The 14776-nt window shown below is 60.4% G+C and carries 9 protein-coding genes and 1 pseudogene; 2 read left to right on the forward strand and 8 right to left on the reverse strand.

The features are described 5' to 3' along the window. The 5 genes and pseudogenes from GIW79_RS25295 to GIW79_RS25315 form a co-directional block, all read right to left on the reverse strand. Window positions 1–438, reverse strand: a pseudogene (locus tag GIW79_RS25295) (acyl-CoA dehydrogenase family protein); the annotation flags it as partial. 242 nt (window positions 439–680) lie between these two features. Continuing rightward, window positions 681–1625 carry a WD40/YVTN/BNR-like repeat-containing protein gene (locus GIW79_RS25300; protein WP_054918964.1) on the reverse strand — a complete coding sequence of 315 codons (945 nt, stop codon included), beginning with the start codon at window positions 1623–1625 and terminating at the stop codon, window positions 681–683. Window positions 1626–1635: 10 nt separating this feature from the next. Beyond that, entirely contained in the window at window positions 1636–3957 is a 2322-nt protein-coding gene (locus GIW79_RS25305; RefSeq protein ID WP_268934303.1) for an efflux RND transporter permease subunit, read from the reverse strand. Window positions 3958–4046: 89 nt separating this feature from the next. Continuing rightward, window positions 4047–5690 (reverse strand): DUF1302 domain-containing protein, encoded by a 1644-nt coding sequence (locus tag GIW79_RS25310; protein ID WP_054896432.1) that lies wholly within the window; start codon window positions 5688–5690, stop codon window positions 4047–4049. A 21-nt stretch (window positions 5691–5711) separates the two neighbouring features. Then, window positions 5712–7136 (reverse strand): DUF1329 domain-containing protein, encoded by a 1425-nt coding sequence (locus GIW79_RS25315; RefSeq protein ID WP_054896431.1) that lies wholly within the window; start codon window positions 7134–7136, stop codon window positions 5712–5714. 403 nt (window positions 7137–7539) lie between these two features. On the opposite strand from GIW79_RS25315, the gene GIW79_RS25320 reads away from it, so the two are divergent. Both GIW79_RS25320 and GIW79_RS25325 read left to right on the forward strand, forming a co-directional pair. Continuing rightward, window positions 7540–8121 carry a TetR/AcrR family transcriptional regulator gene (locus GIW79_RS25320; protein ID WP_169918920.1) on the forward strand — a complete coding sequence of 194 codons (582 nt, stop codon included), beginning with the start codon at window positions 7540–7542 and terminating at the stop codon, window positions 8119–8121. Window positions 8122–8327: 206 nt separating this feature from the next. Next, window positions 8328–8894, forward strand: a complete 567-nt coding sequence (locus tag GIW79_RS25325; RefSeq protein ID WP_054918957.1) for a TetR/AcrR family transcriptional regulator — start codon at window positions 8328–8330, stop codon at window positions 8892–8894. Between the two features lie 98 nt (window positions 8895–8992). Here the strand turns inward: GIW79_RS25325 and GIW79_RS25330 are convergent, their stop codons facing one another. Genes GIW79_RS25330 through GIW79_RS25340 form a run of 3 tightly spaced genes read right to left on the reverse strand, consistent with a single transcriptional unit; the run spans window position 8993 to window position 14722 of the window. Continuing rightward, window positions 8993–10402: an efflux transporter outer membrane subunit gene (locus GIW79_RS25330; protein WP_072446641.1), complete on the reverse strand. Its 1410-nt coding sequence runs from the start codon at window positions 10400–10402 to the stop codon at window positions 8993–8995. Between the two features lie 3 nt (window positions 10403–10405). Then, window positions 10406–13537, reverse strand: a complete 3132-nt coding sequence (locus GIW79_RS25335) for an efflux RND transporter permease subunit (protein WP_054918955.1) — start codon at window positions 13535–13537, stop codon at window positions 10406–10408. A gap of 27 nt (window positions 13538–13564) precedes the next feature. Then, window positions 13565–14722, reverse strand: coding sequence for a MexC family multidrug efflux RND transporter periplasmic adaptor subunit (locus GIW79_RS25340; protein ID WP_072446643.1), 1158 nt, complete (start codon window positions 14720–14722; stop codon window positions 13565–13567). Window positions 14723–14776: the final 54 nt, after the last annotated feature.

Genomic DNA, 14776 nt, shown 5'->3' on the forward strand with positions numbered 1-14776 from the left:
ACGGTCGGGTGGGGTGGCCATCCAGCAGCCGATCCGGCCCTGGCAGAGTTCGACCAGTTCGGCATTGCCGGCGGCAACGGCCATTTGCAGAGGGAAACCGGCGCAGCCCAAAGAGATCGCCAGCCCGGCGTCGCCCCAGCCGAGTTCTTCACCGATCAGCGATTCGATTCGCACCGCCATGTCCGGCGGCAACTGTGCCAACAGCGCCGGGTCGAGGCCGAGCTTGGCGAACTCGGCAAACAGCGAGTAGTAAGGCGAGCCAGGGGCAACCACCTCTTCGGCGGTCATGCGGTCCAGCTCGCGACCCAATGGTCGCAACACTTCTTTGGCGAAGCGGTGCACGGAGGCCTGAATCGCAGCCTCCTCTTCCGTCAGCGGGGTTTCGAAACCGGTGAGTCCAGCGGCTGGCAGGGTGAGTGTCGACTTGAGCGAGATCATCAAAGTACCTCCATCGAGAGTGGCAGCCGCTGCGCTTGCAGCGTGCTGCGTCTTGTTATTTGCCATCGACTCTAACAAGCAAAATTAATTAACGCAACATTCGTTATGTTTATTATTTTGCACCTATAGAAACTCATTCAGGCATGGAAATTCGGCCGGAAATCAGCAGTTCGTTTGAGAAAAAATCGCGCCGACGTGTCGGGAAACGAGCATGGCGTTCGACTCCCGACATACCGCCGGTATCAGTGCCGAGAAACGACGCCTCTACGGGAAAAGACGATCGGCGAGCCATCCCCGTTCAGCAGTGTCGCCGTGAGCGAAACCCCGTCGCCGCTGGGTTGTTCATGGAAACTTTGGCCACCGTCGTCGCTGCGCACGATCAAACCGTCCAGACCTACGGCGATGACTGTTTGCCCGGAAACATCGATGGCGGTGACCGAGCTCTTGCTTTGCAGCGACACGCGCTGCCAACGTGCGCCGTCGGCGGAGCCGTGCAGCAACGTGCCGCGTTGCCCGCCCACCAGCAGCGAGCCGTCGCCCAGCACCGCCCCCGTCCACAGCGTGCCGCTGTAACCGGTATCCACATAGCGCCAGTGCTTGCCCTGATCGTCTGAGCGCAATAACTGGCCGCGTTCGGCGGTGGCGTACAAGCACCCTTCCCCATCGGCAAACAGCCCCATTAGGTTTAGGTCGGCCCGCTTCGAACCCGGCGGAGCTTCGAGTCGCTGCTCGGTCCAGTGCTTGCCGCCGTCATCGGTGGTCAGCACCAGCGACCACAGCCCCACCGCCACCCCTTGCTGCGGATTGAAAAAGTGCACGGCAAACAGTGGCCGATCTTCTGCACTGGAAAGGCGCTGCACCTGCCAGGTATCGCCGCCGTCAGTAGTGGCCAGAATCGCCCCCCAGTGACCAACGGCCCAACCCTGACGGGCATCGACGAAGGACACCCCCGTCAGAGGGGTGGCCAACGGCACGGATGTCGCTTGACGGAAATGCCCACCGTGATCATCCGACAACAGCACCACGCCGTGATCGCCGACGGCAACGGTTCGCTCCCCGGCCCGGGCAACGCTCAACAGCGTCGCGGCATTGGCGCTGGCCGTTTGTGTAGCCGGTACAGCCGACAAGGACGAAGCCTGCAATAACGCCGGCAACATCAGAACCAGTAAAGGCATCAGGTTTCGCATGGCTGTCTCCTCAATGCACCAGTGAGCCGATCAGGCGCACTGGGCGCCGTCGCGGGAATGTCCGCTCCAGCCATACTGCGAAGGCTGGGAGAACGGTCATAGCCATGATCATGTTGACCAGAAACATGAAGGCCAACAGCTTGCCCATGTCTGCCTGAAACTTCAGATCGGAAAACGCCCAGGTGGCGACGCCCGCCGCCAGGGTGATCGCAGTAAAAATCGTGGCGACGCCGACCTCCAGCAATGCATGCTCCACGGCTTTGGTGATCGGTTGCCCGAGCGCCTGATGCAGCTGCAAACGGTTATAGATGTAGAACGCGTAATCCACGCCGATGCCGACCGCCAGCACCATGACCGGTAAGGTGGCGATGGTCAGGCCGATCTGCAGCTCCTTCATGAACCAGTAGCCGATGAAGGTCCCCAGAGTCAGCGGCAGGCAGCAGACCAGCACTGCGCGCCAATCGCGGTAGACGACAAACACCAGCAGCGCGATAGCGCCGTAGACGTAAAGCATCATCGGCAACTCGCTGCGTTCCACTTCTTCGTTGATCGCCGCGATCACGCCGGCGTTACCGGACGCCAGACGTACACTCACCCCGGACTGAGTGAACTGGCTGCGGAAAGCCTTGGCCGCGGTGATCACCCGGTGAATGGTGGTTGCCTTGTGATCGGCGAGAAACAAATGCACCGCGGTCATACTGCAATCAGTCCGCATCATGCCGGGCACGCGAGCCACCTCGGCGGCCATCGACGAGTAGTTGGTCGGGTCGATGGGCACCGCGTTCATTTTCGGGTTGCCCTCGTTATAGCCCTCGTTGAACTGGCGCAGGCTGTTGGAAAACGAGGTCACCGAGACCACACCAGGCACACCTTGCATGGCCCAGACAAAACGGTCCTGATATTGGCCGAGAGCGACGTTCTCGCAGTCGTTCGCACCGCCATCGACCTTGACCTCGAAGACCACACTGAGCCAGTCCAGACCAATGTCGTAATTGCTGGCGATCGACAGCGCATCCCGATTGAAGCGCGCATCCTCGCGCAGTTCCGGGGCTCCGGCCTGTAAAGAACCGACGACTCGATCATGGCTTTGCCACGCCGCCGTGACAAAGATCAGCACGGCCATACCCAGCACCCAGCGCACGTTGTGCCATTCGCTCAAACGGGCGAGACCGTGTAACCAACGGACACGGCGCTGGCGAGAAACTTCCTCGGCTGCGGCGTAACCGTCATGCACCCTGAGCATCGAGGCCAGCACGGGCAGCATCACCAGATTGGTGACGATCTTGAACGCCACCCCGAGTGAAGCGGTGATTGCCAGTTCCCGCACCATGGGTATCGGGATCAACAGCAACGTCACGAACGATACGAATGCGGTGACCAACGCCAGTGTGCCGGGAATCAGCAACCCACTGAAACTGGCACGCGCCGCGCCCTCCACCGACTTGCCGCAGGCGATCTCGCGAATGATGAAGTTGATCTGCTGCACGCCATGGGATACCCCTATGGCAAACACCAGAAACGGTACCAGCACCGCCAACGGATCGAGGCCATAGCCGAGCAGACGCAAAGCGCCGAACTGCCAGATCAGCGAAACCAGCGAGCAACCCACCGCCAGCAAGGTGAAACGCAGCGAATGGCAGTACCAGAACACCGCAGCCGCTGTCAGCAACAAGGCCAGCAGACAGAACTCGAAAACCGCCGAAGCGCCCACGGCAATGTCCCCGATCTGCTTGGCGAAGCCGATGATCTGGATCTCGAAATCCATGTCCTCGAACTGACCGCGAATCTGCTGCTCCAGGACCTGGTTGTAAGCCACATAGTCCAGGCGCTGGCCGTTAGTATCGAACTCGTTGAGGTCGACCGTGATCATCGCGCTGCTTTGGTCGCGAGCCACCAGCGTTCCGATAAAACCACCCTGCGCCGTCGAGTTGGCGATCATGGCTATGCTCGTATCATCGAGACTTTCCGGCGTTACCGTCCCTGGTACCAGCGGGTCGGCACGAAAGCCCTCTTCGGTGATTTCATTGACGAACGCGTTGGGCGTCCACAACGAACGCACGCTGCTGCGCGACACGTTGGGCAGAAAGATCAGCGCCTGGGTGACGTCATACAGACGGTTGAGCCCTGCCTGGCTCCAGATCGTCCCTTGGCGAGCCTTGACCACCACCGTCAACCGATTCGCGCCGAGCAAGTCATTGCGATAGGTCTCAAAGGTCTCGATGTATTCATGGCCGATGGGCAACTGCTTTTCAAACCCGGCTTCCATGCGCAACTGCACGGCAAACCAAGCCATGCCCAAGGTGAACAGCGCCAGGCTCGCCAACGTCAGCATGCGATGCGAGAACAGCCATTGTTCGATGCGCGGTAACACGCCGCGCGAAGTGCTTTGCTTAAGGTTCAGGGAACTGTTCACGGCGCGCCTCACAGGGTTCGGGAAACCACAAGGCCAACGTAATCGCGATCACGCAGCAGTTGATCGTAAGGGGTCTTGCCGCCCATGAACTTTGCGTAGTTGGCCGAGATTTGCCAGCTCGCCGGATTGCGCACGAAGTTGAGGTAGAGGTTCATGCTGCTGGCGTCTTCGGTGAAGGTGGCCGACAGGTTCGGGGTGCGTCCGTTGATCGAGCGCGAGTAGAACACTCCCGGCGTGACCTGCCAGCCAGGAACGAGCGTGTTGTCATAGGTCAGGCTCAAATCGAGGCTGATGCCAGAGGAGGTTTTGTTACCCTTGGCGCTCGGCGCGATGGCCGGGTCCAGTTGCCAGGTATTAAGGCCGGCGGCGATGGGTTCCCCGGCGTAGTCGTTATGCAGACCGGGGTATTTCACGACCACCAGTTCGCTCAACAAGGTACCGGTGCTGGCACCGGTGAATTCGAGCAAGGTCGGCGAGTTGGACGGCGTCATGCTGTAGATGCCGGTCAGGTGCCATTGCAGTTTCTTTGCGTCTTTCCAGCATTTGCCACCGTTGGCGGCGCAAGCGTCGATGACCGGGTTGAGCGGTACCGCATCCTTGGGACGATAGGACAACTCGGTGCCCAGTGCCCAGTCGCCGACCGGCATATTGGCGCTGATGCCGTACATCATGCGGTCTTCCGGATATTCCCAGGTCGGCGCCGCGGCGAAGGTTTGCGGATCCACCTGCACGCTCAGTGACGGCAGTTTGTCGTGATAACGCATCACGTACAGACCCAGGTTGAGATCGGTGTTGTCAGGCTGCCAGCGCAGTGACACGCCCCATTGGCCGCTGTTGCGCGCCTCTTTTTCATCGTACCCGTAGGTACCCCTGCCCTCACCCAGCGCGTGGGTGGTGGACCAATAGCTCCCTACCGGGGGCAATTCACTTTTGTTCCAATTGAACTGCCAATACGCCTCGATATTCACCCCGGCACCAAGCCCCGACGCCAGGCTCAACATCGGGGCCGGCAGCAAGGCTTCCTTGAGCTGGGTACCGGGACGCGACAATGCCATGACATCGTAAGCGTTGGTGTTGTTGATGCCGCCAGCAGCGAACAGACTCTCGCCCCAGTTGATCACCTGATTACCCAGGCGAGCGCGAACACGTTGGTCACCGACATCGAAACTCTTGCTCACCCACAGATCCAGCAGACGCGCCTTGAACTCCAGATCGTCTCGGGCGCCACTGGTGAGGCCGTCGCTACCGACACCTTCAGGCCGGTTAGCCGATAGCGCACCGCTGGTGTCGGTCGCGGCAAAGTCCCGAATCCAGCTACCGCGCGCCATGAACGTGTAGTCTTCGGGAAACTTCAGCACCAGTTCATGGATGCCTTTTATGTAGTTGGTGAACAGGTCGCCCCGGTCGTAGTTCAAGTCGCCCTGGTCACCAACACCTGCGCTGGGCGCCAGACAGCCGCTGGGTGGATTGTGCCCGCCGGGGCCGCTAGTGATAAGGTTGCAGCCGCGCGATTCGGTGCGCAGTCCCATGCCCACGGCGATGGTGGAGTCGAAAGAGCCGCGAATGTTTTCGGTTTCAAAGGTGAACGCCATGGCAAATGGGGTTGCACACGCGATGACAAGACCTGAGGTTCTACTGATTATTTTTTTCATGTCTGTTCCCGAAAGCCGCTATCAGCGTTCGCTGTTGGCGCGCAGGTTGTCGGAGGTGTAGAAGTCGCGTTTCAGGCGCGGATTGCTCGCCCCGTCGGTCAGCCAGCGATGGTCGTTCTTGCCGGTGCCAATGGAGGTCATGTCGTACAGGTAGCGACCGTCAACCAGGTTGTATTGCGCCTGGGCTTCCATGTCGCAGGTGCCGGTCTCGTACACCGGGATCGTGTAACCCTCGCGGACCTTCCAGATTTGCCCCTGCTTGTCGTAGTCCACCGCCATCAGCGCGTTCCAGCTGTCTTCGTCGATGTAGAACAGACGCTTCGGTGCCTGATGGCGCATGCCTTGGCGGACGGTCGCTTCGACCACCCACACGCGGTGCAGCTCATAGCGACGCGATTCGGGAGCGATGAAGTCGCGCTTGGCCACCTCCTCGATCTTCGCCGAGTTGTCGTAGGCCCCGAACGAGTTGTAGGGCACAAGCATTTCCTGCTTGCCCAGCAGCTTCCAGTCGAAGCGGTCCATGGGGCCGAAGAACACGTTGGATTCATCGATGGTGTATTGATTGTCCAGGCCGATTTGCGGTGCGTCGTAGGAATACGCCGGCATGCGCCGCACGCGGCGCTGGCCCGGGAAGTAATAGAACGTGGTGGCTTGCTCGCCGGCCTTGGTGGTGACCACCCCGGCTTGTCCGGCAAGCGCGGCGGGGTCGGTGTAGCTGAAGTAGGTGGCGACTTCCAGGCGATCGAATGACGAGAACAGCGCGCTGCCCTTCACGCCCCATGGTGTGTACATGAACCAGTCGGTGGAGGTGCGCAGCCAGTCTTCACTGCCCTTGCGTGGCGAAATTCCGGAAACGGTTTTCGACATATCGAAGCCAACGCCGCGATAGCGCATTTTCATGTTCCACATCACTTCGGCACCCGAGGCTGGAAATGGAAACGGAATGCCTGGAACATAGGCTTCCTGCAACGCCAGGCCGTCGCCGTCGAGCTTGGCGAAACCGACGTTCTTCTTCGTGTTCTGCGCGACGAAATCCGGCACGCCACAGCTGCGTCGTGTCGGGTACACGTCCATCCGGTAGCCGGGAATCTTCTTGAACATTTCTACCTGGCCCGGTGAAAGCTTGCTGGCGTATTTATCGACGTTGCCCGAGTCGATGCTGAACAGCGGCTTGTCATCCTTGAACGTCCATTGCTTGCCGCGCACTTGGCCATGGGTCCAACTGCCACCTTGAGGACCGGGTGCTGTCCACGCGGGAATCACCCCGTCGGCACTGGCCGCCGCCTCGCCTCCCAGCGGAGTCAGTTTGGTGCCGAGTAATGCTGGATCCTTATCTGCTGCCTGTGCCGTACAGAAAAACGCCGAGGCAGCGACGGCCGCGACCAGATGCCGGATTACGACGCCAATAGAAAAATTGTTATGGGGGCGCTCAATCACTGTGTTCATGGGAGGGATCCTCGTGGGCCTTGATCAGCAACGGGGTGGTCTTTACGGTGGCAACCCGTTGCCTGCGCTAACCTAATCAACTGACTTGATCAAATGACCAAGTCGAGTAATCAAAGCAAGCCCGGTGCCAAGATCCACAGAGCGGGAATTAGTCGTTTCTTATCAATCGATTGCGCGATCGCGGGGTACACAGCGCGATAAAACTGCCGGAGGATGTTTCCGTTTGTTTCGCCGAAACGCACCGATTCGGGAAATAACGAAACAGTTGTTACCATTATTGGTGCAGCCGTTTCATGTCCCCTTTCCATTCATGACGCCTGGTGATTTGTTGCTGTAGGATCCGCAAGCGTCGACATCGCCCTTGTCGTTATAGGGCGCCAGGAATAAAGGAGATTGCTGAACCATGGCCAGAATGGGCGCTGAATTACGCCGGCAGGATTTCGTCGAGGCAACGATCAGAGTGATCGCCGAGCATGGCGTAGCCAATGCCACGACCCGCCGTATTGCGGCGCAAGCCGGCTGTCCGTTAGCTTCGTTGCATTACGTGTTCCATACCAAGAACGACCTGTTTTATGCGGTCTACGAATCGCTGTTCAGCCTGCCACCGCAAGCGCTGGAACAGGTACCGGCCGGGGCCACTGCTGCGGCGACGGCAGCCGAAGTTCTGCGGCAATTGATCACTTGGTTCATCGATCATCCGGATGCGGCCAGGGCGCAGACCGAGTTGTTCTTCTGGGCAATGCGCAATGACCCGCAAATGGCCAGCAAGATTTACTCGGTGGCCATTGAAGCCACCGAGCAGGCGCTGCAGCGAGCCATGGGAACTGAGTTGAGCGAAGCGTTTTTAAAGGCGTCCAGCCGCTTGCTGATTCAACTGGTAGACGGGCTGACCATTGCCTGGTCGGCCCACGGTGATCTGGATCGATTGCGAGCCGAAACCGAGACTGCTTGCACTGCGCTGGCCTTGTTGGTGGCCAGTCACTGAGTCGATCCTTGCCCAGGCGCCGCATGGGGATCAGATCGCGCAGGCTTCTTACAATTCATGACATTCGAACGGTGCGCAACGCCGATCCCGTGATGAACAAAAACTGTCTCAGATGAAGTCATTTGCTCTATTTCGGTGGTTTTCGTTGCAGTAATGAGCTTTTCCTGCACAATTCGGCGGATTGAAATTCGATTCGAGACCGACTGATGACCCTGACTCCTCAAGACGAACGACTTATCAAGGCGCTGGCCTTGGCCATCGTGGATCGCCCTCGGGCGACACTCAAGGAACTGGCTGAAGCGGCTGGCGTCAGCAAGGCTACGCTGCATCGCTTTTGCGGCACCCGTGACAACCTGGTGCAGATGATGGAAAACCACGGTGAGACGGTGCTGAACCAGATCACCACCACCACCGACCTGTTGCACGGCGAGCCGGTACAGGCGTTGCGCAGTTTGATCAACGAGCATCTCGCGCATCGGGAAATGCTGGTTTTCCTGCTCTTTCAGTACCGCCCCGACACGTTTGCGGTCAATGGTGAGGGCGACCGCTGGCAGACTTATGCTGACGCTCTGGATGCTTTTTTTCTGCGTGGCCAGCAACTGGGCGCGTTTCGTATCGATGTCACCGCCGCGGTTTTCACGGAGCTGTTCCTGACCATGATTTTCGGCATGGTTGATGCCGAGCGCCGTGGGCGCGCGGCCAGTGCCAACTCGGCCAATGTGCTGGAACAGATGTTCCTGCATGGCGCGGCCGGCGCAGCGAGTGCGTTGTAAGCCTTACTCGGTTTTCCTGGAAAAAAAAGCCCCGAGACCTTTCGGTCTGCGGGGCAAAGGCGGTTGGATGCGCCAACCAAAGGAGCTCTTGTCAGGCGTTATCTAACGGTTGTCGGCGTGGACCAACCTCCGCCCAGCGAACGGAACAGATCGACCAGAGCAATCTGGCGTTGCGTGCTGACCTCGATAAACGTTGTTTCATTGACGAAACTGGTGCGCTGCGCATCGAGATAACGCAGGTGGCTGTCGATACCGCCTTCATATCGGGCCTTGGCCAGACTCAGGGTTTCAGTGCTGGTATTGGCCAGTGCGCGGCGCGCGGCCTCCTCCCGGCGCAAGGTGTCGGTGGCAGCCAATGCATCGGCGACCTCGCGGAACGCCGTCTGAATCGTGCCTTCGTAGGCCGCCACAGCTGAATCCTTGCGGGCTTCGGCCAGACTCAGCCCGGCACTGTTGCGACCAGCATCGAACAACGGCAGCGAAAGGTTCGGTACGAAACTCCAGGAGCGCGAACCGCCGTCGAACAGACCGGACATCTGCGCGCTGGAAGTACCAAAGCTGCCGGTCAGGCTGATACGCGGAAAGAACGCCGCCCGTGCCGCGCCGATATCGGCATTGCGCGCTTGCAGTCGATGCTCGGCCGCAAGAATGTCCGGCCGGCGCTCGATCAGCGTCGACGTGGTGTCCGCAGCGATGTCTTGCACCAGCATCGGCTGCGTCGTCAGCCGCTCGGGAATCACCTTGCCCGCGTCCTTTGTGCCCAGCAGCAAAACCAGCGCGTTGAACGCCTGCTGCTTCTCGCGCAGATTGCGTTCCTGTTCGGCCCGCGCCTGTTCCACCAGCCCCAGAGCTTCCTGATAATCCAGCGCTGTCGCCGTGCCGCTGGAGCGGCGCTGACTGATCAGCGCGAACGAGTATTCCCGGCTGCTCAGGGTTTGTTGGGTCAACTCCAGCCGACGCTGGGCGCCGTCGTGAACCAGATAGGCCTGGCTGACTTCGGCGATCAGCGCGATCTGCGCGGCGCGGGCTGCTTCTTCGGTGGCAAGGTATTCCTGCAGCGCAGAGTCACTGAGGCTTTTTACCCGGCCAAACAGATCCAGCTCGTATTCGGGCAGCGACAGACCGACCTGATACTGGCTGGCCACCCCTGCCCGGCCGTCACTGGCCAGGTCCGACGGTAAGCGCTGGCGATTGCCGGACGCGCTTGCGTTCAGCCCCGGAACCCGATCGGCTCGCTGAATGCGGTACTGCGCCCGGGCCTGCTCGATGTCCAAAAGGGTCTGGCGCAACGAGCGGTTGTTAGCCAGCGCAACACCCACCAGACGGCGCAGGTCGGGATCGACGATGAACGACTGCCACGCCAACTGGTTGATCGGAGCGCCCTGTTTCAACGACTCGCCCGCCCAGTTGTCCGCAATCGGTGCGATGGGCCGCTCATAGGTCGGCGCCAACGAGCAACCGGCCAACAACATGGCGATCACCAGCGTAGAAAATCCTGAAATACGCATGTGTCACTCCTGAGCCAAAGCGGGTTGTTCAATGGGAGCCGGTTTACTGCGCAACATCGACAGCACCCACACAAAACAGATCGGTACAAACAACACACCCAGCAGTGTCGCGCTGAGCATGCCGCCGATCACCCCGGTACCGATTGCCCGCTGACTTGCAGCCCCTGCCCCGGTCGCCAGTGCTAGCGGCACCACGCCGAGAATGAAGGCCATGGAGGTCATCACGATTGGCCGGAAGCGCAGCCGTGCAGCCTCGATCGCGGCGTCGCGCAGGCTGTAACCTTTTTCCCAGAGTTCCTTGGCGAACTCGACGATCAGAATCGCGTTCTTCGCCGCCAGCCCTATGATGGTGATCAAACCGACCTTGAAGTACACGTCGTTAGGCATGCCGGCGACCATCACCGCGAGTACCGCACCGATGGCGCCGATCGGCACAATCAGCATCACGGTCAACGGAATCGCCCAGCTCTCGTACAGCGCCACCAGCAGCAGGAACACCACCAGAATGGCCAGCGCAAACAGTTGCGTGGCCTGACCACTGGAGACCTTCTCCTGGTAGGACAAACCGGTCCACTCGTAGCTGAAACCGGCCGGCAACTGCGCGGCGATACGCTCCATTTCTGCCATGGCTTCACCGGTGCTGTAGCCCGGCCCGGCATCACCGACGATGCGCACCGACGGATAACCGTTGTAGCGCACTACCTGCACCGGACCTTCCTCCCAATGCGTGGTGACGAAAGCGCTGAGCGGCACCAGATCGCCCGCGCTGTTGTGTACGTACAGTTTGAGCACGCTTTCCGGAGTCATCCGGTCGCCCTGCTCGGCCTGCACCACTACGCGCTGCTGGCGGCCGGCATTGGTGAAGTCGTTGATCACCTCCGAACCGAAAGCGGCAGACAACGCACTGCTGATCGATTCAAAACTCACCCCCAGGGTGCGCGCCTTGTCACGGTCGATCACTACGCGCAATTGCGGCGACTCCGCCAGACCTTCCATCATCGCGTAGAGAATTTTCGGGTTGCCGTTGGCCTGACCAAGCACCTGATCACGAGCAGCGAGCAACGCTTCCCGACCCAGGCCGGCACGATCCTGCAGGCGTAGGGCGAAACCACCGGAGTTGCCCAGACCGTCAATCGGCGGCGGTGGCACGGCCATCACCGCACCGTCGTTGGCCACGGCAAATTGCTCGTTCAGCGCATTGACTTCTGCCATGGCCGATTGATCTTCGCCACGCTCCGACCAGTCCTTGAACACCGGGAATGCCAGCGCTGCGTTATCGCCCATCCCGGAGAAGCTGAAGCCGGACACCAGGAACGTCGACTGAACCGCGTCACGGGTAGCCAGGTAACGCTCCAGTTGTTCGCCAGTCGATTCGGTACGGGTACGGGTCGCGCCCGGCGGCAGCTGGACGTCGACGATCATGTAGCCCTGGTCCTCCACCGGCACAAACGATTCCGGCAGGCGCAGGTAGAAGTAACCGAGCATGGCGATAATGCCCAGGTACACCAACATCATCCGGCCGGAACGCGCCACCAGCCCGTTGTTCAGGACTGAATAGCGATCGGTGAGCTTGGCAAAGCCACGGTTGAAGGCGCCGAAGAAGCCGCGCTTTTCATGGTGCCCTTGTGGAATCGGCTTGAGCAGCGTGGCGCATAGCGCCGGGGTGAACGTCAGCGCGAGGAACCCGGAGAACAGAATCGACACCGCCAGCGATACCGAGAATTGCTGGTAGATCACACCGACCGAGCCGGACATGAATGCCAGCGGCATGAACACCGCCGACAGCACCAGGGTGATACCGATGATCGCGCCCGATACCTGCCCCATCGCTTTCACCGTGGCGTCGACCGGCGACAAGCCCTCCTCGGCCATGATCCGTTCGACGTTCTCCACCACGACAATGGCGTCGTCCACCAGAATGCCGATGGCGAGCACCATGCCGAACATGGTCATCATGTTCACCGAGAAGCCCAGCACGTACATCATCAGCAGCGTGCCCAGCAGACACACCGGTACCACGATCGACGGAATCAAGGTGTAGCGGATGTTCTGGAGGAACAGGAACATCACTAGGAATACCAGGACCATCGCTTCGATCAGGGTATGAATTACCTTCTCGATCGCGACATCAACGAAACGCGAGGTGTCGTAAGGAACGGAATATTCCACGTCATCCGGGAAGTAGGCCGACAGTTCGGCCAGGCGCTGCTTGACCGCAGTTGCGGTCTGGATCGCGTTGGCGCCCGGCGACAACTGGATCGCCGCTGCCACGGCGGGTCTGCCATTCAGGCGCGAGTTGAAGTTGTAACTTTCCTGACCGATTTCCACGCGGGCGACGTCGCCCAGTTTGACCGTCGAACCGTCCTCGTTGGCACGCAGGACAATACGAGAGAATTCTTCCGGATTATCCAGCGTACCTTTCACCGCCAGGGTGGCGGTCAGTTCCTGCTGGCTGCTGGTCGGCGTACTGCCGAAGCTGCCAGCCGGCACTTGCACGTTCTGGCCACGGATGGCCGCGCTGACGTCGTCGATGGATAGCCCGTAGCCCACCAGTTTCTGCGGGTCGAGCCAGACGCGCATCGCCGCTTCAGAGGAGAAGAACTGCAGCTTGCCGACGCCCGGAACCCGGCGTAGCTCGTTGTTGATATTGCGCGCGGCGTAGTCGCCCAATGCGGTGGTGTCACTGTGCTGGGTGCCTTCCTTATAGTTCAGCGCATAGATCAGCAGGAAACCGGCACTGGTTTGCTCCACCTCCAGACCTTGGGTCAGCACGGCTTGCGGCATCCGCGCTTCGGCTTTTTTCAAGCGGTTTTGCACATCAACCTGAGCGAGCTGCGGATCTGTGCCCGGCTGGAACGTCACTGCAATTTCGGCGATACCGTTGGAGTTGTTGGTCGACTCGAAATACAGCAGGTTCTTCGCACCGTTGAGCGACTCTTCGATCACGCTGGTGACCGAGTCCACCAGCACCTTCGCGGAGGCGCCGGGATAGGTCGCCGTCACCTTGATCTGCGGCGGCGCGACGTTGGGGTACTGCGCTACCGGCAGCATCGGAATGACCAGCAGACCGGCCAGAGAAATGAACAGCGCTACCACCCAGGCGAAGTTCGGGCGTTTGATAAAAAACAGAGACATCGGAATATCCTCGCGGCGACGGCGCCCTTACTGGTGCGACTCAGGCGACTGAGCCTGGGCTTGGGGCTGGGCGGGTACGACCTTGGCACCTGGTTGCAGGCCGCTCAGTCCGCTGACAATCACCTGATCGCCAGCCTTCAGGCCTTCACTGATCTGCCAGCGCGAACCCTGCATGGAACCGGTCGCCACATTGCGCGCTTCGGCGCGGCCGTCGGCGCCGACGACCATGACCTGCGCGCCGCCATCGCTGCCGCGCTGCACCGAGCGCTGGGGCACGAGAATGGCCTGTTTGTCGGTGCCTTGAGGCGTGCGCACGCGCACGAACATGCCCGGCAGCAACACGCCGTCGCTGTTGGCGAACTTGCCGCGTAATGACACCTGCCCGGTGCCGCGATCAACGGCGATATCGGTAAACATCAGTGCGCCCTGACGCTCAAAAGCGGTGCCGTCGACACGAATCGACAACGTCTTACTGTCATCAGCGGAGAGTTTTCCGCCATTGAGCGATTCGCGCAGGCGCAGCGCGTCGGCGGCCGACTGAGTGAAATCGACATAGACCGGATCAAGCTGTTGAATCCGCGCCATCAACGTCGCGTCCCCCTGACCGACCAACGCACCTTCGGTTACCAGTGCACGGCCGACACGCCCGGAAATCGGTGCAGTCACCGAAGCATAACCAAGGTTCAAGCGCGCGCTTTGCAGATCGGCCTGAGCCGAGCGCGTGGCCGCCTGGGCGCTGCGCAGGTCGGCCATGGCACTGTCGAAGTCTTGCTGGCTGACCGCCTCGACCTTCACCAACGGTTCATAGCGCTTGACCCGCGCCTGTGCCTCAAGTGCGACGGCCTGGGTGCGGGCCAATTCACCCTCTGCTCGCGACAAGGCCGCCTTTAGCGGCGCCGGGTCGATCTGGAACAGCAGGTCCCCGGCTTTGACATCCGCGCCCTCTTCAAAACGCTTTTGCATCACGATGCCTGGCACGCGCGCGCGCACCTCGGCGACTCGCATGGGCTCTACCCTGCCCGGCAAATCCGAAGTCAGAGCCAGAGGCTCCGTCTTTACTGCCAGCACCTCTACAGCACGCGCCACTTCGGCCACATCCGTTTGTTCATTCGACGGCCCACACCCGGCCAGCGCAATGGCCGCTGCCAGCGAGCCTGCCATCCCTATCGCACGCAAATTTCCCATCTCTCACCCAAGGCTTGATTGAACTTGGTGCGAATGGTACTTTGCAAACTCTAA

The sequence above is a fragment of the Pseudomonas sp. PA-7-1E genome (assembly GCF_021605325.1).
Classification (GTDB): Bacteria; Pseudomonadota; Gammaproteobacteria; order Pseudomonadales; family Pseudomonadaceae; genus Aquipseudomonas; species Aquipseudomonas fluorescens_BV.

Coding starts and splice junctions, on each gene's coding strand:
- GIW79_RS25300 (WP_054918964.1), bottom strand. CDS start 1,625: ATGCGAAACCTGATGCCTTTACTGGTTCTGATGTTGCCGGCGTTATTG.
- GIW79_RS25305 (WP_268934303.1), bottom strand. CDS start 3,957: ATGCTGACGTTGGCGAGCCTGGCGCTGTTCACCTTGGGCATGGCTTGG.
- GIW79_RS25310 (WP_054896432.1), bottom strand. CDS start 5,690: ATGAAAAAAATAATCAGTAGAACCTCAGGTCTTGTCATCGCGTGTGCA.
- GIW79_RS25315 (WP_054896431.1), bottom strand. CDS start 7,136: ATGAACACAGTGATTGAGCGCCCCCATAACAATTTTTCTATTGGCGTC.
- GIW79_RS25320 (WP_169918920.1), top strand. CDS start 7,540: ATGGCCAGAATGGGCGCTGAATTACGCCGGCAGGATTTCGTCGAGGCA.
- GIW79_RS25325 (WP_054918957.1), top strand. CDS start 8,328: ATGACCCTGACTCCTCAAGACGAACGACTTATCAAGGCGCTGGCCTTG.
- GIW79_RS25330 (WP_072446641.1), bottom strand. CDS start 10,402: ATGCGTATTTCAGGATTTTCTACGCTGGTGATCGCCATGTTGTTGGCC.
- GIW79_RS25335 (WP_054918955.1), bottom strand. CDS start 13,537: ATGTCTCTGTTTTTTATCAAACGCCCGAACTTCGCCTGGGTGGTAGCG.
- GIW79_RS25340 (WP_072446643.1), bottom strand. CDS start 14,722: ATGGGAAATTTGCGTGCGATAGGGATGGCAGGCTCGCTGGCAGCGGCC.